21 protein-coding genes and 1 tRNA gene are annotated in these 23786 nt (G+C 44.4%); 1 reads left to right on the top strand and 21 read right to left on the bottom strand.

Translation table 11 applies throughout. The features are described 5' to 3' along the window. Positions 1-11: 11 nt before the first annotated feature. The 3 genes from CKV62_RS00825 to CKV62_RS00820 are packed head-to-tail and all read right to left on the bottom strand — an operon-like array spanning position 12 to position 5306. On the bottom strand, positions 12-4340 hold the full coding sequence (locus tag CKV62_RS00825) for a hemagglutinin repeat-containing protein (RefSeq protein ID WP_231968340.1): 4329 nt from the start codon (positions 4338-4340) through the stop codon (positions 12-14). Next, the gene (locus tag CKV62_RS09525) at positions 4303-4599 is read right to left on the bottom strand and encodes a ShlB/FhaC/HecB family hemolysin secretion/activation protein (RefSeq protein WP_231968339.1); all 297 of its coding nucleotides are present in this window, start codon (positions 4597-4599) and stop codon (positions 4303-4305) included. The genes CKV62_RS00825 and CKV62_RS09525 overlap by 38 nt, the downstream gene beginning before the upstream one ends. Further along, positions 4596-5306, bottom strand: a complete 711-nt coding sequence (locus CKV62_RS00820; protein WP_231968338.1) for a POTRA domain-containing protein — start codon at positions 5304-5306, stop codon at positions 4596-4598. The genes CKV62_RS09525 and CKV62_RS00820 overlap by 4 nt, the downstream gene beginning before the upstream one ends. 169 nt (positions 5307-5475) lie before the next feature. On the opposite strand from CKV62_RS00820, the gene CKV62_RS00815 reads away from it, so the two are divergent. After that, entirely contained in the window at positions 5476-6654 is a 1179-nt protein-coding gene (locus CKV62_RS00815) for an MFS transporter (protein WP_095064894.1), read from the top strand. Between the two features lie 51 nt (positions 6655-6705). Here CKV62_RS00815 and CKV62_RS09415 read toward each other — a convergent pair whose 3' ends face one another. The 18 genes from CKV62_RS09415 to queF form a co-directional block, all read right to left on the bottom strand. After that, a complete protein-coding gene (locus CKV62_RS09415; protein ID WP_157728905.1) occupies positions 6706-6855 on the bottom strand; it encodes a hypothetical protein in 150 nt (49 codons plus the stop codon). Between the two features lie 67 nt (positions 6856-6922). Further along, positions 6923-8167: a M20 family metallo-hydrolase gene (locus tag CKV62_RS00810; RefSeq protein ID WP_095066681.1), complete on the bottom strand. Its 1245-nt coding sequence runs from the start codon at positions 8165-8167 to the stop codon at positions 6923-6925. A gap of 86 nt (positions 8168-8253) precedes the next feature. Beyond that, a complete protein-coding gene (locus CKV62_RS00805) occupies positions 8254-9552 on the bottom strand; it encodes an amidohydrolase (protein WP_095064892.1) in 1299 nt (432 codons plus the stop codon). A gap of 141 nt (positions 9553-9693) precedes the next feature. Next, on the bottom strand, positions 9694-10635 hold the full coding sequence (locus CKV62_RS00800; protein ID WP_095064890.1) for a DMT family transporter: 942 nt from the start codon (positions 10633-10635) through the stop codon (positions 9694-9696). Positions 10636-10835: 200 nt separating this feature from the next. Beyond that, the gene (locus CKV62_RS00795) at positions 10836-11729 is read right to left on the bottom strand and encodes a DMT family transporter (RefSeq protein WP_095064888.1); all 894 of its coding nucleotides are present in this window, start codon (positions 11727-11729) and stop codon (positions 10836-10838) included. Positions 11730-11836: 107 nt separating this feature from the next. Beyond that, the gene (locus CKV62_RS00790; RefSeq protein WP_095064886.1) at positions 11837-12307 is read right to left on the bottom strand and encodes a NanQ anomerase/TabA/YiaL family protein; all 471 of its coding nucleotides are present in this window, start codon (positions 12305-12307) and stop codon (positions 11837-11839) included. A gap of 248 nt (positions 12308-12555) precedes the next feature. Beyond that, the gene (gene fusA, locus CKV62_RS00785) at positions 12556-14622 is read right to left on the bottom strand and encodes an elongation factor G (RefSeq protein WP_095064884.1); all 2067 of its coding nucleotides are present in this window, start codon (positions 14620-14622) and stop codon (positions 12556-12558) included. A gap of 342 nt (positions 14623-14964) precedes the next feature. Next, a complete protein-coding gene (locus CKV62_RS00780; RefSeq protein WP_095064882.1) occupies positions 14965-15630 on the bottom strand; it encodes a hypothetical protein in 666 nt (221 codons plus the stop codon). A 70-nt stretch (positions 15631-15700) separates the two neighbouring features. Beyond that, a complete protein-coding gene (gene hydE / locus CKV62_RS00775) occupies positions 15701-16819 on the bottom strand; it encodes a [FeFe] hydrogenase H-cluster radical SAM maturase HydE (RefSeq protein ID WP_095064881.1) in 1119 nt (372 codons plus the stop codon). A 4-nt stretch (positions 16820-16823) separates the two neighbouring features. Then, positions 16824-17546, bottom strand: a complete 723-nt coding sequence (locus CKV62_RS00770; protein WP_095064879.1) for a YaaA family protein — start codon at positions 17544-17546, stop codon at positions 16824-16826. Beyond that, positions 17524-18126 (bottom strand): hypothetical protein, encoded by a 603-nt coding sequence (locus CKV62_RS00765; RefSeq protein WP_095064877.1) that lies wholly within the window; start codon positions 18124-18126, stop codon positions 17524-17526. Before CKV62_RS00765 ends, CKV62_RS00770 begins: the two co-directional genes overlap by 23 nt. Positions 18127-18496: 370 nt before the next feature. Further along, entirely contained in the window at positions 18497-19756 is a 1260-nt protein-coding gene (locus CKV62_RS00760; RefSeq protein WP_095064875.1) for an Nramp family divalent metal transporter, read from the bottom strand. 20 nt (positions 19757-19776) lie between these two features. Beyond that, positions 19777-20523: a hypothetical protein gene (locus tag CKV62_RS00755; RefSeq protein ID WP_095064872.1), complete on the bottom strand. Its 747-nt coding sequence runs from the start codon at positions 20521-20523 to the stop codon at positions 19777-19779. A 216-nt stretch (positions 20524-20739) separates the two neighbouring features. After that, positions 20740-20830: transfer RNA gene (locus CKV62_RS00750), tRNA-Ser, on the bottom strand. A gap of 47 nt (positions 20831-20877) precedes the next feature. Continuing rightward, positions 20878-21312: a Dps family protein gene (locus CKV62_RS00745; RefSeq protein WP_054674116.1), complete on the bottom strand. Its 435-nt coding sequence runs from the start codon at positions 21310-21312 to the stop codon at positions 20878-20880. A 271-nt stretch (positions 21313-21583) separates the two neighbouring features. Next, on the bottom strand, positions 21584-22198 hold the full coding sequence (gene epsC / locus CKV62_RS00740; protein ID WP_095064870.1) for a serine O-acetyltransferase EpsC: 615 nt from the start codon (positions 22196-22198) through the stop codon (positions 21584-21586). A 250-nt stretch (positions 22199-22448) separates the two neighbouring features. Further along, complete coding sequence (locus CKV62_RS00735) at positions 22449-23174, bottom strand: hypothetical protein (RefSeq protein ID WP_095064868.1); 726 nt, start codon at positions 23172-23174, stop codon at positions 22449-22451. A gap of 21 nt (positions 23175-23195) precedes the next feature. Continuing rightward, positions 23196-23693, bottom strand: coding sequence for a preQ(1) synthase (gene queF, locus CKV62_RS00730; protein ID WP_095064866.1), 498 nt, complete (start codon positions 23691-23693; stop codon positions 23196-23198). Positions 23694-23786: the final 93 nt, after the last annotated feature.

Below are 23786 nucleotides of genomic sequence, written 5' to 3'. Positions count from 1 at the left end.
CAATAAAAAAACTAACTTACAGAAAAATCATATGTAGTTTTGTATGCAAACGTTCGTCTATAACCTGATTGTTGTAAAATATAGGCCGCTTCATAAATTCTTGGGTATTTAATCCATTCAGCTAAAATTTTACCATGATCCCAATTATCAATTATAGTAATAACTGCTCCATTATATGCATTACCATTTTTAAATGTTGTTATTGTTGAAGCACTGCCTAATGCTAAGGCTGCATCAGCTCCATATCCATAAAAACTATGAGAATTAGTATATGTTGGCATATTCTCTGTGGTGTTTCGAGACTCATATACCGCATCTGATATTATATCTAAATTCATAGAACTATATTGTTGTGATCTAAAAATCTGATTTATTACCGAGTCGGAACCAAATGTATAAATTGGATAACCGTGCTCAGTATAATCTACAGCAACAATACCATGTGCATTAGGATCTTCATCTAAGAAAAACCCAAGTAGGTCTCTGGCTACTGGCGTGATCCCAAATTTCTCAGCATTATTATATGCATATACCAAATCATTATAAGCTTTTTGTATATCTTCTTCACTATAAGAATTCCCTTGAGCAATCTGATCTAAATATTGTCTATCAAATAACTTTTTAAAACCATTATATTCATTTAATCTAACATCTTTTGCATGTTCTGTTAATTCTAAATTCCACTTCGTTCCATACTGCGCTTCAGCCGCTCCGGTAATAACAAGTTTTCCTAATCCCGCATTTACTACTGCCCCTACGCCGGCACTGAGCCATTGCGCCACAGCAGGATTTGTCTTGGCAACCTTTTGAATGTCACCAATTAACGCCTCATTGGTAACTCCGGCATAGAAACCGCTGCCCGGCTTATTACCGGCAACTCGAGCGGATACTTCCGCCACTACACCATGAGCAATCGCTTTAGCCACTTTCTCTTCTTTAGTTTTCGGTTCCCAATAATGCAATTGTTCAAATGCATCTTTAGCAAAGAGCCGAGCTAATTCCTGTCGTTCCTCTACTTTCTTTTTATCAAAGATCGTATCCAGTTTATTAAGACTATTAGCGGTATCTCTAGAAATCGAACGTATATCTACAGATTCATCATGTACAGTTATTGTACCATCAGCAATAGCAGATTTGGTAGTGCTATGTGCGGAATCCTTCGATTCAGGTAATAATTTCGGTAAAAGTCCTAACGAATTATATACCGCATCTTGTCCCGCTTGACTTAGCGACTTAAAGTTTCCTATATGGTTATAACTCACACCTGTATTCTTCGAAGAGTACTCAGCCGTATTTTCAATATCTTTCATCGCTAAGCGACCGGTAGATACTACATTCTTTTCTGTAGCAGCTTTACTATCTATAACAGCCCCTTCTAATGTGGTAGTACCTTTTGTAGTAATTGTATAACCATCCTTACCGGCAAAGATACCGGCTTGCTCCGTTACACCGGCATAGTTGCTACGCATATCTCCTTTAGAATGCTCACCGAAAATATTACCTAATTGAGTTCCATTTGTAGAAACACTAAATCCTGTATTTTTCTGTTTCCCCACATAGGTCTCTTTATCCTGTAAACTTTGAATATATAAATTACCACCTACGTTGGCAACAACTCTATCACCTTTGACTGTAGAGCCTATTACATTCGTATCTTTACCGGAAATCATATTGACCGTATTAGCTGTTATTCGAGAAGGTGCGTATGATACTTTCTCGGTATTTTCTCGTTGCATACCTTTATTATAATTAGCATCAAAGCCTAACATACCTCCACCATTCACACTTATATTAGCCCCTACGGACCAGCTTTTCGTATCATTATTTTCTGTTTTACGACTTGTATTAGTTGCGGCTTGCAAATTAATCGTATTATCAGCTACTACATCAACCGTTTTACCTTGTATCGTTTCACCTATAGCCGTGATCGTTCCTGTATTCAGTGCATTAGATTTCGCTAATAAGGAAGTAGTATTATTGGATATAATCTTACCACCTGCATAGTCGCGATCATGTAATTCAGTAACGCTCTTGCTGTAACTGGATCCAATGCCGACATGAATATTAGCTAACCCATCCTTCTTAGCACGCTTTTGTGCTTTATATTGAGACTGATCCCCCTGTATATCAGCCATTTCATTAAAACCTGTCTGATACTCCTGGGCACCTTCTACAGCGAACCGGTCACGCATTCCTGTTACGGTCTTCAGTTGTTTTTCAGTTAACTGTCCGGATGATGCCAACCGATCGAGTCTCGCACTAAAATCCATTTTTTGCAGTCCGGAATCCATTAAACTATCTGCATGATTAACAACATTAGCCGGCGTATATGCCCTATATTCGTTAATATTAGTAAGTCCTTTACGTAATTCTTTACCAGCCTCTACATATTCAAGCGCTGCCAATCGTTTATCATGTCGATCTTTTCCTTTTTGTTGCAACGCATAGGCACCATTAAGAGCTGATGCAATAGAGCCTCCTAAACTTACAGTTAAACCGGAAGTTTTAACTTCATGTGTCTGCTTTATATCAGCCGTATTATGTTTGCCGTCAAGGACCATATCCGGCGCCTGTACCGTTGCATTTGTACCTGCTAATATAGAAGCGCTTGTCAAATGAGCGGCCTCATTCGCATGAATGGCAACTTTTCCTTTAGCTGCCCCAATTAATGTTTCTACCTGATTCGTATACTTTCCATCCAGTGTATCCGTTACTTTTTTACTGCCTATAGTAAAGCCTATACCGGCACTCATCAAACCTGTTTTCTTGCTGTGTTCATAGATATCATCGCGCTGTCTTTCTTCACCGGAATCTGTACGCACATCATGTCCCGCAGTAATGTTTACATCCTTCGTACCCAATACATTAGCCCCCGTTAAGGACACATCATGGTTGGCTTTCATATCAATAGCATTGCCACCGATGGTTGAAGATAAAACACCCGTATGTTCATGATCAGTACGTAGCGTACGCACTGTTTTAGATAATAAGCTCTTTTCCTTATACTTAATACCATATTCATCACGGCTATAGCTTTCACCGGGTGTCACATTCACATCATGTCCGGCCGCCATCGTCGTTGTACCCTGTTCACTATTTACGACACCGTTGCGAACAGATACATCATGACCGGCACGAATAGCCACATCACCATCACCTAGAACGGTCGTACCTAATTCAGTACGACGTTCCGTACGGTTATAATTATCGCCGTTGACGGTCATATCTTTTTTCGCAGCCAGCTGTTCCGTACCGAGATTCACATCATGGCCTGCCGTAATGTCCATCGTTGTATTAGCACCGCCCTGAACCAAGGCCCCTTTGAGATGTATATCACGATTAGCGGCAATAGATAATTGTCCACCCGGTTCAGATACACCTACTGTACCTTGACGACGAACAACATCCTGATTCGACAACGCCTTGACACGAGCGCCCACATTCACATCCCGGCCTGCACGCACCACAACGTGTGTATCGCCATGAATAGCCCCCGTAGTATTCACATCCTGTTTCGCTGCAACCGCCACAGTACGTCCGTCAATCATACCGGTATTATGGATATTCTGTCCATTCAATACAATGGTATCAGCGGTCATCACACCTTGGTTTCGTATATCAGCATCGGTCTCGCTTACAATCGCGCGACCGCTGATGAGACCGCCCATAGCATCCAGACTCTTTGCGGATTGTTTCGCTAAGTATACTTTTGGATAAAGAACTTGCTGTTCTTTGCCATTGACAACCATCGTTTTCGTTTCAAGCCATACCATGTCCGTCGTTATGGCCTGCATTTGTGCATCAGACAAGGTAATCCCCGGCGTTAAATTAAACTGTTTACCATAGGCAATGCCCGCCTCAAGAAGCGCTTTATACTCCGCTTCATTATCTGTATAACCGGTCAAATATTGGCGACCGGTAGCAGCGAGAATCTGCTGATTCACCAATTGTTGTTCGTAAAACCCGTCACCTAATCGCTTAAGACGACGGTCAGGATCCTGATTAAGGGCATCAATCATATATTGAGAGGATAAAAATTGTTTGCGGTCCGTGAAAGCCGGATCTGTCTCCACCAATGCATTGGCAGTAATCTCCGGATGAATTCTGTAGAGTGATTCCGTAGGTAATGAAAGCCCGTCAATCGTGCCGCTACGCTTACCGTTTCCTTTACCCAGACCATACGGATCTAAACTATCGTTCACCTTAGCCATCGTTGAAGTCGACAGCACATCCTCTGCATGATCTTTTACGACACCCACAGGTTTGACATTCTGTTCGGTAACAGACGGGGTCATAAACACTTCATCCTTCCAGTACCGACGGCGTTTTGGCACCATCATGATTAGCACTGATACGCAATACATCGTTCGCATTGAAAAGACGATCAATACCAATAGACGCATTCCATTGCAGTTTACCCGTATCCTTCATTCCCGAGTCATCCACAGAAATAACACCATGAATCGGTGGGCGTTTTGTTGTTTGTAAAACAATACGGGAAGATAGCGGTCTGGTTCCCGGCTCCAGCTCAATCGACACATCTTGGGAGCCGATTCGTTTCATCTGTTCCAGCCCTTGTTCAATATCCCGAATATTCAATATATCTCCTGGACGTAATGGAAACGCATTTTCCCATAATGGGAACTCTTTTCTTTATATACGACAGATTCGATACGACCTACCTGTAAATTAAACTGTAACTGCCCTGATGCTAACGACTGTGCAGGAATGCCAATTCGTGACGTGATATACCCATGAGAAACTAACGCCATATTTAACCGTTCTGCTAATGTATTAATATCCTCAATGGTCATTTTCCGATTGACAAATGGACGTGCCGTTTTACTTAAAAATGAAAACTCCTTAGGTGCATCCAGTACTAACGATGTATGCTGCGCGTCATAAAACAAAGGGCCTTTAATCATGCGCGTACTTGCCGGCACACTATTATCCAGGAAAGTTGTGGTCTCCATTGTGGAGGCCGTAATAGAATCACGGGATATAACGGTTTCCTCATGTATCGGCTCCTCCACAATGCGAATATGAGACACAAAAAAAGATGGTCCTTCCTGTACTGGCTGCTCTGCCGGTATAGTATGACCATCTAATGATGTACTTGACGATGCTATAGTATGCATAGCATCTTCTTGTACATGTATACGTTCTTCTCCTAGCCGCGCCTCTCTCGCTATCTGTTCTTCTTTTGCCCGTTCCAACGGTTCCATTTGGTCCATAGTTTGTGCTTGTATGGATAATGGAAAACTCATTACAGCTGTAATTCCCAGCAATAGTTGTCTATATTTCATAAACACTCTCTTTCTATAATGAGATATACATGAAGTTGCATTTATATAAATCTCATTGATTGATATTGTTTTCTCTTAAAAGATAGTAGTATACTGACAATAAATGTATCATGAAGATATCTCAATACATCCACACATATTTACCATTCAATACTAAAGGAGGTCCCGCATGGAAACGTGGAAACGAACTGTCTATATCAGTTTACTATGTGTATTCTGCACCTCCTTCGGTGTCAGTCAGTTAGCGCCGATTCTGCCGCTCTACTTTCACGATTTAGGCATTACCACACCGGAAGGCATGTCCCTATGGTCCGGTTTGGCGACGGGCGCCACCTATCTCATCGTGTGTTTGGCCGCTCCGTTCTGGGGGCGTATCGCCGACAGGAAAGGGCGCAAGATTACATTGATCAGGTCCAGTTTCGGCATGGCCCTGTGTAACATCCTAATCGCCTTTCAAACAACTCCGGAGGGTGTCGTTATCGTACGTTTGATTCAAGGACTGGTCAGCGGATTTTATACGGCAACGATAACATTAATCGCCTCTGAGACTCCAATCGACCGGACCGGTTGGGCCCTTGGCATGTTGGCCTCCGCCAATTTAGCCGGTTCATTAATCGGACCTCTTATCGGCGGCTATATGGCCGATGTAATCGGCATTCGTAACGACTTCATCGTCGTCAGCGTGCTCATGTTCATCGCCTTTATTATGGCGACCCTATTTATTCACGAGGATTATACGCCACAATCCAATGCCAAGAAATTGACACTTTCAAAACTGAAAGAAGAAATCCCCGAGTTCAACAGCATCATTGCATTATGCGTGGCATCTTTTATCTACGCGATCTGCATCATGTCCTTACAGCCTATCATTTCCGTTTATATTAAAAGTATCGTCCCAAGCGATACGGCAAATCTTGCATTCATCGCAGGCGCGGTATTTTCGGCCATGGGGATTGCACAATTAATCAGCAGTTCGCCTCTTGGCAAGCTGGTCGACCGAATCGGACCGCGCAAGGTACTCGTCATTTCTCTCATCTATGTAGGCCTGCTCAATATTCCTCAAGCCTATGTAGACAATATTTACCAGCTCGCTGTCATCCGCTTCTTACAAGGCTTCGGTTTGGGCGGAATGTTGCCGGCCCTAAATACATATTTATCCTCAAAAACGCCTCGCGAGTTTACGGGACAAATATTTTCCTATAACCAGTCGAGCCTGTTTCTGGGATATTTTTTAGGCGCCGTCGGCGGCTCCGGGCTCATGGCGGTATTGGGATTTACCACATTATTCTGGGTCAGCGGCGGATTATTTATACTTTCAGCCCTCTGGATCGGATTAAAATTAAAATAGAATACAGCATAACCATATATATTTTATATCACGCTGTATCAAAATATGACACTACAATAACAGCAACATAATAACCACAGTTGCCGCTACGCATGGAACGGCATTACGCTTTGCCAATTCCATCGGATTGATGCCTGCCAGTCCAGCGATGATGATGGCGATAAACGTCGCCACCACGATAATAAAACCTGTAATAACCATAGTTCTCTCCTGTCCACATATGAATACTGACAATAAACCGAATTAAAATCCTGATAATTCCCTATAATTAAACGAGCCTTGTTTCAACCGAGCTGAGGCTGCGCAAAACCGAATCCAGAACCTTCGCCCCTGTCACGATATCGTCCATTTCGGCGAATTCCGCCGGATTATGGCTGATACCGTCGCGACACGGAATGAATATCATCCCTGTAGGGACATCTTCCGCCCAATGCATGGCATCATGACCGGCTCCGCTCGGCATACACATATACTCTACGCCTAAAGACTGCGCAGCCTCCTGAATCTGTGCAATCATAGCCGGATGCATCGCCACCGGCCCGTCCTGAGCAATCGGCTCAATGGTATAGGTCAGTCCGCGTTTTCCGGCGATTACATCAATGTATTCTTTCACAAGGATCACCACGGAATCGCGAGCCACCTTAGACATACTGCGAATATCGACGCCCAGTTTCACAGCGCCCGGAATTACATTCATCGCACCGGGGCTAACATCTACAACACCGACGGTCCCCACAACAGGCGGTTCCTCCTGCATCGAAGTGATTTCCTCAATGCCGAGGATGATTTTCGCCGCACCGCACAGCGCATCGTGACGTAAATTCATCGGCGTGGCGCCGCTGTGGTCCGCATGTCCCCGAACGGTCACATAGAAACGTTCCGGCGCTGCAATACCTGTAACGATGCCGACTTTTTTCTTTTCGTGCTCTAAAACTTTGCCCTGCTCAATATGCATTTCTATGAAAGCTTTCACAGGTTTCTTATATTCCATCTGTTCAATAGCATCCGGATCGAGGTTGCGAGTCTGTAACGCCTCATACAGTGAGATACCCTCTTTATCAACTAAACGGTGTAAATCCTTTGCGGTCAATTCGCCTCGCATCGCCTTGCTGCCTAACGTGGCCGCTCCGAACCGGCTGGATTCCTCACACATGAATGACACCACAGCAATGGTATGATCGTGCTCAAAGCTGTCATCCGTCATACTCCGAACCGCTTCGATTGCGGACAATACACCGACAACACCGTCGTAATTCCCGCCGTCAGGCACGCTGTCCGTATGGGATCCGACCATCACAACGGGCAGGTCGGGATTCTTGCCGGCCTTATAGCCGATGATATTGCCAAATCCGTCGGTCTCAACCGTCAACCCCGCCTCAGTCATGCGGTCCATGATATATTGACGCCCGTCCCAATCCGCATCTGTGAAAGCAAGGCGATTGATACCTTCACCCGGCGCTGTAAAGGTCGCCATATTATTAAAGTCCTCAGCTAATCGTTCTCGTTGTATCATAGACGCTCCTTTACCGATATACTGCATTTCATAAACCATTCTTAGCCGTTTTAATCTATACAAAGAGTATGCTGATTCGGTCAGATTTAGCGTTTCAAATAGTATTCCGCTATAGCACCCAATGCGACAATTCCGTTCAGCATGTCTTCTTCATCGATATCAAAAAGAGGATTATGATGCGGCGCCTTAATGGCAGAGCCCAACACCATATACGTCGCCTTACCGCCGTTATCGATGACGCGATTGAGAAAATATGCGCAGTCTTCACTGCCGCCGCCACTATAGTCAAAAGGAACCTCTTTGAAGATACCTAAAGGCTCAATGATCTTTTGTACTTCTAAGGCTAACTCATCACTGATGCGGCCTGCCGGTGTCTCACCCTGTTTTGTAATTTCATAGGTACAGTCGTGCATTTCCGCAGCGGCTTTAATAATAGTTTTTGCGCGATTGATCATGTAATCGTTAATTTCCGTTGTGGCACCGCGCGTTTCAAGTTTAAGAACCGCCACGTCCGGTGTTACATTGCGGCCGGTACCGCTTTCAAAGACGCCCACATTCATGCGGGAAGCCCCCTGGCTATGGCGAGCGATGGCCTGTAAGTTAAGAACTGCCGTACAGCCTGCAAGCATCGCATTTTGCGCCTTTTCAGGGGATCCGCCGGCATGCGCGGAATAGCCATGAAATACCGCATCAAGCTTGGTAGTGGCCAGAAAGCCGTGATCACTGCAAGCAAAGCAGTTGGACAGGTTTTCGTTAAATCCGATATGCATGCCGAACATCAAATCAACATCATCCACCACACCGGCTTCCGCCATGGCTTTTGCACCGCGCACACCTTCCTCCGCCGGTTGGAATATGAGTTTAATCGTACCTTTGAATGTCTCCTTATGAGTAGCAACATATTCCGCCAGACCAAGACCCATCGTCATATGCGTATCATGACCGCATGCGTGCATCGCCTTGTCATGACGGGAGCGAAAATTCTTATCTGCGGGGATATGACCGGCCTCATTGGATTCGATAACATCATTTGAGTCCATATCCGCCCGAAATGCCACAGCAGGGCCGTCATCGTCGAATTTCATTGTAGCTACGATAGCCGTTTTACCGTAACCCATTTTTTCCACCAGTTCGGGATCGGCCCCTTCCTCAACGGCACGATTCATGGCGGCTTTCATAATCTCATCACCAGGAAGTCCCATACGTGCATCCAAATCAAGGACATCCGCCCCAATGGCCACATCATACCCCAATTCAATAAGACGCTCCGCCACCTTTGCCGCGGAACGATACTCAAGCCACCCCGGCTCGGGATACATATGGAAATCCCGTCGCATCACGATAAAAGCATCGCGCCGTTCCTCTACAAAACTCTGAACAGACATAGAAATCTCCTCTATAAACAAAGAATCCGCATATCTTTACTATATGAACAGATATGCGGATAGTCAACCGAGTACGGTCATATATACAATATATATAATTGTCTGCTTGGTACCTATTTATAAAAAAACAAGTTTAAGCGATTATGCAAGCTCCGTCTTATTGAGCTTCGCCAGTACCTCACGCTTGATTCGGCGGTGCCGTTCCCAGCCGATAATAAATACAGTGCTGATGATAAACACCATACCGAGAATTCCGGTAAGGGTAAATTCATTCCCTAACAACGCCCAGCCGAACATAGCCGCCGAAATCGGTTCCAGCGATGACAGGATCGATCCCTGAACGGCTCCGATGCGACGGACGCCTTCCATGTAGGCGTTAAACGACACCACCGTACCGAGAATGATGATGGTAAATAAACCTAACCACGTCATATGGTCCCAAACGGCTTTCGATTCGTAGGCGCCGAATATGGAAATGGATAAGATGCCGGATATGAGCATGGCGAATCCCACAATCGGACCCGTGCCATACGTGCGCAACAACTCAACCGGCTGCAAGCTGTAGACGGTGATTCCTAATGCGGATAACAGCCCCCAGAAGAGGACCCCTCCATTTACATTCTGTATATCCAGACCGCCTTGGAACATGATCAACATCGTCCCCAATATGGCGAAGAACACCGATACGACCTCTCCGGAGCTCGGCTTATTGTGATAGCGCAAAAATAAATATACGATAATCATCGTCGGCGCCACATATTGAAGCACCGTTGAAATCCCTACGCCGGCAAGAGCGATAGATCTAAAATATGTATACTGGCACATCGCCATCCCGAAGATGCCGAAGATGAGCAGCTTCATGATATCTCTCGGACTTTTAAAAACGTTAAATACGGCTGTTCCCTCTTTCATAAACGCCAATATAACCGTGATGAGGCCGGCCCCGATCAGCCGCACCTCCAGCAACCATTCCACGTTGACATGTTTCACGTCTTCAATAAATTGTACGGCCGTTCCCGACAACCCCCACAGCAATGCTCCTAATATGGTGAGCCCCATGCCGACCCATTGTTTCTGTTCCATCTCTCCCCCAATATCAAGCGAGATTCATCTTATAATTACGACTTATGGTGAAAGTCGACCACAATTTCATGACAATTAACATGCTCATGAGTTAATCATTAAACTTTCACAAACGTTCTACAAGAACCTATTGTAAAACAAAAAACAGCCCGAGTCTATACAGATTTCCAGGCTGATTCTCAATATTTATTTCTAACTGATTAAGATTTCTTTTCTAACGCGATGATGACGACGGTCGTAATGATAAGAGCCATCCCGACGATGCCTAAAATGCTGAACTGATTTCCCAAGAGGAGCCACGCAAAAAAGGCTGCCGAAATCGGTTCAACGGAAGATAAGATGGAGCCTGGAACGGCACCGATGCGCTTGACCCCTTCAAGATAGAAATTAAAGGATACGATCGTTCCGAGAAATATGACGGAAAAATATCCTAAGCCGGTCCAGACATCCCACGTTGCAGAGGACTCAGACTGATGAAATAAAATCCCTGCCGCAATGCCGCTGAGGAACATCCCGAATCCTACGATCGGCAAAGTACCGTAACGGGCCAGCAAATGTACCGGCGACACGCTGTAAACGGCTACGCCTACGGCAGATAGGAGTCCCCATACGAGTACATCCAGACAGATGCTTTCAGCGGAAAACCCGTTATTACCGATAAGGCAGATGATCCCCACCAACGCGAGAATAACGGATATGACCTCGCCCCGTGTAGGATGTTTACCATAGCGACACACGGCGTACAAAATAATCATGGACGGCGCCAGATATTGAAGAACCGTTGCAATGCCCGCACCGGCCAGCAGAATCGCGTTAAAGTAGGTATACTGACACATGCCCATGCCTAAAATACCGAAAATCAGCAGCTGCATCGTATCCTGGCGACTCCTGAATACGTCGAATATTCGGTTACCGTCGCGAAACCACGTGTAACATACCGTAATACATCCGGCCAAAATAAGCCTCGTCGTGACGAGCCACTCCAAGTTCATGCCTCGGCTGTTGCCGAGAAACTGGACGGCTGTTCCCGACACGCCCCACAAGGTGGCCCCCAGCAATGTCAATGCGATACCAACAACCTGATATCGGTTCATAATACTCCTCCTACCGGCCTAACGTAACAATTGATACACACGAGTTTATATAGGCGACACACATTACACACTGAATTTTGCAGGCAAAACAGTTGGAAAACTCAGTCTTATAACAAAGACACGTGAACTTTAACTACGACTTTACGAATGTCGATCGGTTTATCATTCGCAGCCAACAGAGGCCGATGTATATCCGACGGGAAAAAGACAGTGTAATAACCTTCCGGACAATGAATCATACCCTCATCGACGGCTTCATTAGGATAAAAATAACAGTCCCGATCCGGATAGGATTCAACAGGTTTAACTTTACCTCGGTCCACAAAGAATCCCATATGTTCCTCACCGCACACCATAAACTGTATATCCACATAGTTTTTATGTGACTCCGGCTTGGTTTCTTCAAATAACTTCGTTTTCACATCATCCACATTGGCGTACATCAAATCCCCTTCGATAGCATGACGCCCCCCGGATAATGATTTGAGGTCCGTATTCTTCAGAAAATCAAGGGCCCGGACGATAGCCGCGGGATATCCCATTTTTGTATAATCCGCTTCAATGGAGGAAAAAAACATATATAACATCCTTTCAAAGGGCAAACAGCAAAGCCGTATTACGCTCAATATAATATATTTATAGTAGCATATATACCGGCAAGGGACTAGCAAATTATTAATATAAAGCCCTCCATACGCTACATATATGGAGGGCCTCGTAAAATACTATTCAAATTTATGACTTACTGTCAATTGTTATGCTTATGAAATTGTGTATTCAATTGTCAGTTTAAAAACTAAAACTAAATCATGAACATAATCAAATCTTATTCTCGATTTTTGAAAGCAGCGATAATTTCTTCGGCTTGCTTATGCGGAACCTCTTCATAGCTGTAGAATTGTCGATTGAATACGCCCTGTCCTTGCGTCATCGAACGCAATACAGTAACATAATCCGACATTTCCGCCAACGGCACTTGTGCTTTGACCACGGATATACCGGTTCTTTCACTTTGTTCCATGCCTAATACACGACCTCGTCGACTATTCAAATCGCCCATGATGTCACCCATGAAAGCATCCGGTGCAAACACGTTGACCTCATAAATAGGCTCCAATAGGACCGGTTTCGCCTTCGGAATTACATCCTTGATGGCTTGTGACGTAGCTACTTTAAATGCCAACTCCGAAGAGTCTACACTGTGGTACGATCCGTCCAGGAGTGTCACCTGCACACCAATCATAGGATAGCCTGCAATTAGACCTTTATCCAGGGTTTCTTTGGCGCCCTTTTCCACCGCCGGAATATATTGCCGTGGTACAGCACCGCCAAAAATCTTGTCTACAAAAGCAAAGTCGCTTCCATCATATAACGGATCCACTTGAATCTTAACATGTCCATATTGCCCATGACCGCCACTTTGTTTTTTGTATTTAGATTCTGTTTCTGCAGAACCTTTTATCGTTTCACGGTATGGAATGTATGGAGGTACAAGTTTAGCCTGTACACCGTATTTACGGTCCATCTTATTAAGAATATGTTCCAAATGTACCTCACCCATACAGTCGATCTGTAATTGGCGGGCTTCCGCATCTTTCACAACTACACAAGTAGGATCTTCCTCTGCTACTTTCATCACCGCACTTGCTAATTTCTCCTCCTCACCCTTTTTCACCGGTTCCATAGCCACGGTGTAAAGTGGTTGAGGGAAGCGAATTGCATCGTACGTCACTTTGAACTCGGGAGCGGTCAATGTATCCCCTGTCTTAGCATTCGGCAATTTCGGTATCACTACGATATCCCCGGCTTTGGCAGCGGAAACAGGAATCTGTTGCTTCCCTATAAGGGTAACCATCTTGCCCCATTTTTCCTCTACTCCCTGGTTCACATCGAATAGTCTATCACCTTCCTTGAGTTCCCCTGAGAAAATTCGTACAAAGCTTTGTTTTCCTGCGAACGGATCTAACAGCGTCTTGAATACGAAAGCAGTTAACGGTTTATCTACATGTACTGCCCGCTGTTCACCGGTTTCCGCATCCGTCGCGGTCATCACTTTTTTCGTTGCATCCGGCATATAGCGGATCATCCGATCCAACACCTGATCTAAACCAATCCGAGATGTGGCGCTGCCACACATGATTGGGCATACACGGCCACTAATCATCCCTTCGCGTAGCCCCTGACGAATTTCCTCTAACGTTAATTCTTCACCTTCTAAATATTTCTCCAACAGTTCATCGCTACCTTCAGCCGCGGCTTCTACGGTTAACTCCCGTATTTCTTGAGCCTTTTCAATAAGATGAGCCGGTACAGCAATCTCTGTCGGTTGGCCGTCCTTGTAAGTAAACGCAGTCATTTTCGCTACGTCTACGACGCCTTCGAAATCGGCGCCTTCACCAATAGGAATCTGCAACGGCATGATGCCCTTGCCGAATAATTCCCGCATTCTTTCAATAGTACCGAAGAAATCGGCACCATCTACATCCATTTTATTGATAAATGCCATGCGAGGCATTTGTAATTCTACAGCATAATCCCACGCGCGCACCGTATCCGTTTCAACACCGGACGTAGAGCTCAATACCATCAACATACCGTCACAGGCGCGCAATGCGGCACGAACTTCGCCATGGAATTCATTGTAACCCGGCGTATCCACGAAATTAACCTTGTGGTCATGCCATTCACAAGGGGCCATGCCCAACTGAATGGTCACGTTACGCTTAATCTCTTCCGGTTCAAAGTCCATAATATGCTTATTATCTTGACCGCGGCCGACAAAATCGACGGCGCCGGAGGTTAATAACAAAGATTCCACAAGAGCAGTCTTCCCCGCTCCATCATGGGATACGACAGCTACATTTCGAATTCGGTCACTACTATACTCTTTCATCGGAATCGCCTCCTTATTGGCAAATTATGCTTTTGCTATACTATTTCGACGTTCCTTTGTGAAAGTCCTCTTTTCCGATCAAAATAATTTTTTATTGTGAAAATTATTTCTCATCGGTAATAATTTATGTAATCCAAAGATAGTAGAAAGGTCACCTATACGCGCTTACTCCTCATTCATGATATTACGGCACAAACATAGGTGATCTTTTTATAGCATAAACCAACCACTGACAAACACGACAAAAGACGATCCGTACTTATACCGCCACATCAGAAACGCGGAGCAAACAAGCACGAGCCGTCTTTTCAACAACAATACATCAAATAAAATTTTTTATAATTATCTACCTGCTAATGAGGCGCAACCGTTTAGTAAGGCTATAAATAATGCATAAATAATAAGAATGATAAGCGACGTAATCACACAGGCCAGGAATACTTTCAATTTTGTCAACATGACCTGTTTTCCCATCAGCGCCAAGGATACCCAGATCATGATGACAAGCATACCTATAAAGCTGATGGGGAATATAACCCCAAATAATGTGGGCGCATCAAAGAAGCCTACCAATATACCTGCGGAAATGGCAATCAGTACATAAAATGCCGTTCCCAATAATACGCCATAGCCTTCCAAATACCAGTTAACCTTCATAACCGCATTGACATTATCGGTACCGCCCATTTTCTTAACAACCCAATTAAAAATATAAGAATAAATAGCTACACCGATAAACGACAACAAAATTCCCAAAAACCAGATCAAAACGAAAGCTACCCCTGCAAAGGTAAGGACTATAAGAAAAGTATTCGTGATCTCGTTACGTGGCAACAGGGGAATGAGCATCGTGCCGAATAAAGCTAATAATAAATAAGGAATGGCCCAGAAGAAAATCGTAGCCCAAAAGCCTTTTTTCAAAGTACCGAATTCAACAATTTGATCAATCCCCTTGGAAAAGGGATGTACCAACAGCTGAAAAAAATCTGAGTACCATTTTGTTTCCATAGTATTCTCTCCTTTTATTCTATACACATAACATCATTGTCATGCTGTATATGACTCATATAAATAGGGCCTAAAATGTTCCGGTTCTTTTCCCGTAATGCTTGGAGTCCCCGTTCTGTTTCCATCCCACCGTATCGCCGATGGACATAACGCGGCGCGTTAAGCAGTCCTTACATTGTTCCGCATTATCGTCCACACATGGCTTGTTGTCGTACAGCAAGTATTTTGCTCGATGTTCGGGAATCGTGATGATAGGCATTAAAATATTGGCACCTGCGGCAAGGCCTTTTTCGCGCCCCAGTTTATCGAGGGCCTGAAGAGCCGTAGTGGCCGCAATATTTACGTCTTTCAAAAACAGACGCGTCAACGCGATCATCTTGAGGCCCAGTTGAACGCGGCGCAATTTACCCGCTTCGTCATCGATACCCATGGCAAGGGCCTCCTGACCGAGCGGCGTATCATGATGCACCACATAAGGCCCCATGCCGATCATGTCGATATCCATATCGCGATAAAACAGAATATCGTTGACTAAATCCTCTTCCGTCTGTCCCGGCAGGCCGATCATGACACCCGTGCCCACCTGGAATCCGACGCGGCGCAGACGGCGTAAACATTCCACGCGTGTCTCAAAAGAATGCAATTCATCGTGAGGATGAATCTTATAATATAACTCTTTGTTGGCTGTTTCAATGCGCAATAAATAGCGGCTTGCGCCGGCTTCGCGCATACGACGGTACGCCTCTTCCGACTGTTCTCCGACGCACATGGTAATCCCCAAAGAGCCGTCACCGATAGCTTTAATATCGCGAATAAGATCCACCACGTAGTCGACAAACACATCATCACAGCGCTCACCGGATTGCAATGTAATCGATCCGTATTCATGATCGTACGCCCATTGCGCCATTTTGATGATGTCCTCCCGATTCATATCAAATCGTTCGGCCTTATCATTTTCCCGGCGGATACCGCAATAGTTGCAATTCTTTATGCATCGGTTCGAAAACTCGATGAGGCCGCGATAATATGCCACAGGTTGTACATATTTCGACTTCACTTCGTAAGCTTTCTTATAGATCAATTGCAACTGTTCTTCATCGGTTACGGACATGAGGAACCGCAACTCATCTTCGGTCAGTTCGGCATCGCCGACGAGATCTTTCGCTAAAATATCCTGAACTTGCAATCAATCACTTCCTTTCATAACGAACCGTCATCGATTCGCTTGGTATCGTAATGGATTCAATATCCGTCACGCATGTAAATCCATTAATTTCACGAGGCAGATCACACACATGCTTCACCTCACGCATCAGACAATTATGCGCCATCATGCCGCGACTCATCTTGGACGATGTACTCATCTGCTTATAGGTATCGCCGCGAAGCTCCCAGAATTCAGCGGTCACAATCTTCGGATGATCCAGCATTTTAGCATATTCTTTCGATGCTAAATTCAATATCCAGTCTTCTTTGTGAAAGTAATCTTTCACCGCATCGCGCCACGTATCGTAAAGGTTGATACCGATTTTATCCACCATATCGAGGCGATAATCGCGAATTCCCATGTGGGGTTCCACGATACCATACAACGCGGACAGGATGACGAGATGACGTTCACCAAATCGCTTCGCCCGATCGGACAAGCCGGACCAGTCCAGATATTTAAATGCGATGCCGTCATAGCTTTCACCGGCATGACCCACCGGATACTCCTCATGCCGCTGATAAAAATCATGTACCGCCGCGGCCTTATCGCCTTTCAGTTTGAGCGCCTTACCCAGCGTTTCTACATCAAGGGTTTTCACGTGATCTAACACGAATGCGGTAATCTGCGGATGAAACTGAGCGCATACATCCTCCACATATGCGCTAATGGTCTTGGTTTTACTAGGAGAGAGGACGATTTTCATTCGCTATTTCCGCCTTGATAGATTCCTCTGTAAGATTATCGATAAGCTCCGGATTCCACAACATGAGCGGTACCGCTATCACGTGAGCCGCTTTCATTTCCTTACATAATTTAATACATTCTTTGAGGTATGGAGACTCGTCATCAAGAAGATCACAAACGATAACCACATGACGACCCTTGAGATTTACACCTTCATAATCGATGCTTTCAGCGGACACGGTGAGCATTCCTGTTTCCAGACGACCTTCGCTCATGTCCCCGAGGCGGGTCATCAATACATGTTCAAGCAAGGTCGATAGCGGAGTCACAACGCGACCGATGCCGATGAGCGCCTCCGGTTGAGCATGGACAATTATTGTCTTTTTACGCTTATCCGTTCTGAAATCAACGAGAGCCTGCTCAAGTGCCGCATAAAATACAAACAGCTGCCATGGGTCGAAGGAACCCGTCTGGAACATGTCGATAATCGTACCGTCATCATCCATATTGAGACGTGTCAACAATTCCTCCGCAATATCATTTACAACGATGCTGAAATCGGATTGAATAGGTTCTTGTACATTCTTTTGATCTGCCATTAATTCCTCCTGAATAGGATATATAATACTGCGCCGGCCAACGCCGTCACAAACTTTTCTTTAATCTTAATTGTAACATATTTCGCGTCATCGTTGGGATACCGAGGATACACTTTTCACATAGACTATGAGGTGACTACATGTCATGAATATATCTTTTGAAAGCACTCCTGCAAAAGAGCAAATATGGAGCGTAAAAATGGACCGCCGAAGCGGTCCATAAATTACTTGCACTTAAACATATACTTGAAATTATATGCACATAGCATTATATACTTAAAAATACACCTATTTGAAAGCACCAATAAATAAAATTACCTGTACTTCATGCTTTCACCGTTCCGAGCATTATCAATCGGTACATAATCTATCAACCCATTATGAGTAAATAGATATTCATAACAGTGACGATAATCCCGATACCCCACAGCACAATATTTGTAAATGTGCGATTTACATATTGGCCCATAATATGACGGCTGCTAGTCATGTACAGTTGCAGGAATATCGTGATAGGCAGCTGCAGACTCAAAAACATTTGAGACACCAGTAAGGCTTGGAATGAATCTGTTACAAATATGATGAGCAGCAGCGCCGGAATATACGTCAAAGACAATCCCAGACGACTGTGAAAGTCATTCATATCATAGGATTCGCCAAACATGCCCGCAAAAATACTCGCGCCGGCCATGCCCGCCGTCGCAGATGATGCAAATCCGGCAAACAACAGTGCCAATGCAAAAATGGTCCCCGCTGCGGGGCCGATTAAAGGCCGCAATAATTCCTCGGCCTGTTCCAGTTCCGTCACCTCTATGCCGTGAGCGAAAAAGACAGCTGCCGCCAATAAAATCATGGCGGAATTGATCATCCAGCCGATGCCCATCGAAAGCAAGGTGTCGAGGAATTCATAACGCAACTGTTTCTTTATCACCGTCGGATCCTGTGTGTTGAACTGGCGACTTTGAATGATCTCGGAGTGCAAAAATAAATTATGCGGCATAATAACTGCACCCAAGATACTCAAAATGACGAGCATCGATTCATCAGGAATTTGAGGATTCACCCAGCCGATACCGGCCGCCGCCCAATCCACATGGACCATATTGACCTCTACCACATAGGCCAATGCGATGAGAGACACAAAGCCGGCGATGATACGCTCCAGCTTACGATACGAATTGGTGATCAGCATAACCGTACAGATTAAAGCGGTCAAGATACTGCCTATCAGCAACGGTATGCCGAAAAGCATCTTCAAGGCTATCGCCGCACCGATAAATTCAGCCAAAGCCGTCGCCGCAGCAGCGATACCGGCCGTACTGAGCACAATACGCGAAACCCAACGCGGCAAAAATTCATAGGCACATTCAGATAGGCATTGGCCGCGAACTATGCCTAAATGCGCTACATTATGTTGCAGTAAAATGAGCATAATTGTGGACAGTGTCACCACCCACAAAAGTTGATACCCGAAACTGGCACCGGCCGCCAGATTGGCGGCCCAGTTGCCGGGATCAATGAAGCCGACGGTCACGATAATACCCGGACCGATATATTTAAAGACTTCACTCACATGCTGTTTACCGTTTTGATGAACGGTAAACAATTGTCGTTTTAAAAAATCAATCATCCTAACTCCCTAAGTAAGGATTATAGAGTGAACTTCATCTCCGTTCTTGCACGCGCATCGGTTTTAGACTTACCGTTTTTGGAATCGCTGTAACGGATGCGAACATCTCCGCCTACTTTAACGCGGGAATCATCAATTTTAAAATGTTTCATTTTTTCCTTGATCTGTTCATCCGTCAACGCGCGCTCTTCAGGCTTTGCCACTTCATCGTTAGCCTTATCGAGAGCCTCCTGTTGCGATTCGCTCACGCGATACTCCTTGCCCGACGCTTTAGCCTTGGCGGCACGTTTCTGGTCCGCTTTTTGACGGCGTTCGTCCGTAACTTTCTTATCCCGTGCGATACGATAGTCCATTACATCACGCATGTTTTCCTGATAAAGACGCAATGCAAACTGACGGTCGTTGTCATTCATCTGTTCCCGTTTTTCCACGACCTCATCGATAAGAGGCATCAATTCATCCTTTGTATAGCTCGTGCCATCAAAGGCCAATCCATGAGTATCTGTAATGGAACCATGTTTAATCAACGTTTTCAATGCCGTATACGTCCAATCGTTCGGAGTTACCACATCGGAGCTCACACTGTGTCTGGAGTCGGAAGCGCGTACCACCTCCGTGTCAGCGCTGACACCGTCCACCATAGGGCGAGCACTGGGAATAGCGATACTTTCAGCATGAACGGCCCCCAGAGAAGCGGTTAAACAAAAAGCCCCGACACCTAATGTGCGGCAAATCATTTTCAATCGACGTGTATATGTTGTATTCATAAGAGCCTCCTTAAATTAAATTTGATACAATCTATTATAATAACTCCCTTATGTATACGTCAACTCTATAACCCTTATACACTTCTGTCATGAGATAACAAGCCTTGCTATCGCCGTAAAATCCTAAGATAAATTAAAGCGACATCACAACCGATTACCCCATTACTACACAAATATACAAAAAGACCCCACATCAAGCGATGTGAGGTCTCAGCATGGCGGAGGATTAGGGATTCGAACCCTAGCGACGGTAACCCGCCCTAACGATTTAGCAAACCGTCCTCTTCAGCCTCTTGAGTAATCCTCCATGCTTTACTGAGTAATCATATCATACTCAGCAAAACATCGTCAAGATTATTTCAACATGGATTCGATGAACCAGATTTGTTTTACATAGTACTCAATATGGTCTTCCATCATGTTGGAAAGCAAGAAGTTATCTTCTTCACCTGCCGCTTCACGAATAGCCGCAGCCTGATCTTTCATATATTTGAAATCCTTCAACAGAATCTCGATTACCTTATGTTGAGGAACATCTTCCTGACCCAATTCGCCGATTTTTGCCAATTTAGCATATTCAACGGAGTTAACCAACGGGAATTCACCCTGCATTTTCACATGCTCAGCTACCGCATCAAAATAGTCAAACGCTTCATCATAAATGGATTCCAAATATTCATGGATAGATTTGAACTGTGGACCTGTTACATTGAAATGTAAGTTATGCAATTTTACGTTCCATACGGAAAGATCTGCTAAATATTGATTTACTTGTGCTACGTTTTTCATAATAAATTCCTCCATTCTTAATTAGTTCTCAATTACCATGTATAATAAAAGACTTATACATTCAGTTGGCGTCTATGCCATTAACTCTTTTTATTTAATTTGTAATCAATATTGATTACATTGTAAGTATAACAATAATAATTATCCGTGTCAATATATAAAAATCTTTATCATCAAAAAAAAATAACCTATTACTATAAGACTATTTAATCCTATAGCAATAGGTCAGTATATAACTGACAATAGATCAGTATATAATCATCTGCGTAATTTAAATATAGTATTCTATATAATCATCCGGCACCTTCTTTTCCTCCGAGGTCGCTTTATTATTCGTATTAAGTCTGGACTTTCGAACATACATGTTTTCAGGATCTGTTTCAAAGATGACCATATCCTGAGGTATATCGTGCTTAATGACAAGATTACAGCCGATTTTAGTGCGGGCACCGATGGTAATATCGCCCAGGATTTTCGTACCCGTACCGATGAGAACATCATCCTCAACCGTAGGATGGCGTTTCACCTTTTTTGATGACATACCACCAAGTGTGACCTGGTGAAATAATGTCACATTATCCCCGACAACAGCGGTTTCACCGATAACAACACCCATACCGTGATCGATAAATAAGCCGCGTCCGATGGTAGCGCCCGGATGAATTTCTATGCCCGTCACATGACGTGAGTGCAAAGCTATACGACGAGCTAAAATAGGCCATCCCGCCTTATACAGGCGATGTGCAAAGAAATGCCAGAACAGGGCCGTTATGTGAGGATATGTCCAGATGACCATCCACACGCTGGTTGCCGCAGGGTCCGAGTCCATAACACGCTGAATATTATATTTGATTTTTCCCCATAATTCGCGTAGCCCTTGCATCACAGGTACTCCATTTCTTCCTACAAATTTTTTCTTTACCGATAGATGATAAAAAACGTCCTCAGGAAAATCCCAAGGACGATATTGTGGTTCCACCTTGTTATCCACTATGCACAGAGCATATGCCTTCGTGCACTCTGATTACCCATACTCTAACACCTGAAAGCAACCATTGTCAAGAGAATGAGAAGTACTTTTAAAACCCTAAAAAACCAGGAAATAACTAGGTTAATCGATTAACTTGTAATTGTCGTTACATCGCAGTCCATGACACCGGTTTTATCAGCAACCACATTGACATAACTATCAATAGTATAGATGTCATGACGATACAAAAAACGGGAACCCCCGCAAGCCATCTGTAAAGACCGGAATCGGATAGTCTCTCAAGGGTCTGCGGGTCGTGAAGCATAATATGTCCCCATACATATCCCATGAGGAGATACGATACAACCTGAGGATCACCGAATAATATCCACACAAGATACGGCCAGGTGCTACGAATAGGCATACGCAACATATAAATACAGTCCGCTAACCCCTTTGCAAGATTGCAGCGCCCGTTCAACATGTACTTTTCTTCCCACGAAGGGCTTTGCAGGCCCTTATCAAGCTGTTCATAGCGAAATGCCAGATTACGCTCACCGTGGCTGAAGTCGACAATTCTCAACTCCTGCAGAATCAGAATGACAAATAAAATAATGCTGACGACTTGCCACCACTGACTGAACCCCCATGAAAAATCGATTGCTAAGGGCATATATACAGAGTAACAATCTGTCAGATAGGCCCCCAGCATATTAATAACAAATAATATGGCAATAAATAGACCATAAGAACTCCATGGTTTCCCGTTGTCTTTCATATATTGATTGCTGTGAATACCGGCCATCACCACTGCGGGCTTTAACGATAAGCCCAGCCCTATCAAAAAAAAGACTATAAATGATATGATTGCGGTTATATAATGTTCTAACATATTATCTGTACGCTACACGCTTTATCGGTACGCTACGCGCTCAGGCTGCATATCGTGAAAATGGAGACGCTCCTTTGCCGTCTTTTCCCACTCCGACCCGGGCTTTCCATAATTCGCATACGGATCGATGGATAAACCGCCGCGTGGCGTGAACTTTCCCCAAACCTCGATATACTTCGGATCCATCAGCTTCACGAGATCTTTCATGATAATATTGATACAATCCTCGTGAAAGTCCCCATGATTACGAAAGCTGAACAGATATAACTTGAGAGACTTGGACTCAACCATGCGCTTGTCGGGTACATAGGATATATATATGGTCGCAAAGTCAGGCTGTCCCGTCATAGGACACAAGCTGGTGAACTCCGGGCAATTAAACTTAACGAAATAATCATTGTCAGGATGTTTATTTTCAAACGCTTCCAACACCTGCGGTGCATAATCAGTAGGATAATCGGTTTGATGACCTAGCATCGTTACGCCTTGTAACTCTTGTTCAGATCTGCCGGATGCCATAAGGAACCTCTTTCTATATAACACAACTTAAGAAAACTAAGAAACAATTCATTTAATACTTAAATTATATCATATGGGTTTCCGACATAAATT

Origin of the sequence: Veillonella rodentium (assembly GCF_900187285.1) — a bacterium.
GTDB lineage: Bacteria > Bacillota > Negativicutes > Veillonellales > Veillonellaceae > Veillonella > Veillonella rodentium.
This window is presented reverse-complemented; position numbering and strand designations above follow the sequence as displayed.

Coding starts and splice junctions, on each gene's coding strand:
- CKV62_RS00800 (WP_095064890.1), bottom strand. CDS start 10,635: ATGGAACAGAAACAATGGGTCGGCATGGGGCTCACCATATTAGGAGCA.
- CKV62_RS09415 (WP_157728905.1), bottom strand. CDS start 6,855: ATGGTTATTACAGGTTTTATTATCGTGGTGGCGACGTTTATCGCCATC.
- CKV62_RS00825 (WP_231968340.1), bottom strand. CDS start 4,340: ATGATGGTGCCAAAACGCCGTCGGTACTGGAAGGATGAAGTGTTTATG.
- CKV62_RS00790 (WP_095064886.1), bottom strand. CDS start 12,307: ATGTTTTTTTCCTCCATTGAAGCGGATTATACAAAAATGGGATATCCC.
- CKV62_RS00780 (WP_095064882.1), bottom strand. CDS start 15,630: ATGGAAACAAAATGGTACTCAGATTTTTTTCAGCTGTTGGTACATCCC.
- CKV62_RS00805 (WP_095064892.1), bottom strand. CDS start 9,552: ATGTCTGTTCAGAGTTTTGTAGAGGAACGGCGCGATGCTTTTATCGTG.
- CKV62_RS00735 (WP_095064868.1), bottom strand. CDS start 23,174: ATGTTAGAACATTATATAACCGCAATCATATCATTTATAGTCTTTTTT.
- CKV62_RS00745 (WP_054674116.1), bottom strand. CDS start 21,312: ATGAAAAACGTAGCACAAGTAAATCAATATTTAGCAGATCTTTCCGTA.
- CKV62_RS00810 (WP_095066681.1), bottom strand. CDS start 8,167: ATGATACAACGAGAACGATTAGCTGAGGACTTTAATAATATGGCGACC.
- queF (WP_095064866.1), bottom strand. CDS start 23,693: ATGGCATCCGGCAGATCTGAACAAGAGTTACAAGGCGTAACGATGCTA.
- CKV62_RS00765 (WP_095064877.1), bottom strand. CDS start 18,126: ATGGCAGATCAAAAGAATGTACAAGAACCTATTCAATCCGATTTCAGC.
- CKV62_RS00820 (WP_231968338.1), bottom strand. CDS start 5,306: ATGAAATATAGACAACTATTGCTGGGAATTACAGCTGTAATGAGTTTT.
- fusA (WP_095064884.1), bottom strand. CDS start 14,622: ATGAAAGAGTATAGTAGTGACCGAATTCGAAATGTAGCTGTCGTATCC.
- CKV62_RS00770 (WP_095064879.1), bottom strand. CDS start 17,546: ATGAAAATCGTCCTCTCTCCTAGTAAAACCAAGACCATTAGCGCATAT.
- CKV62_RS00760 (WP_095064875.1), bottom strand. CDS start 19,756: ATGATTGATTTTTTAAAACGACAATTGTTTACCGTTCATCAAAACGGT.
- CKV62_RS00755 (WP_095064872.1), bottom strand. CDS start 20,523: ATGAATACAACATATACACGTCGATTGAAAATGATTTGCCGCACATTA.
- CKV62_RS00815 (WP_095064894.1), top strand. CDS start 5,476: ATGGAAACGTGGAAACGAACTGTCTATATCAGTTTACTATGTGTATTC.
- CKV62_RS00795 (WP_095064888.1), bottom strand. CDS start 11,729: ATGAACCGATATCAGGTTGTTGGTATCGCATTGACATTGCTGGGGGCC.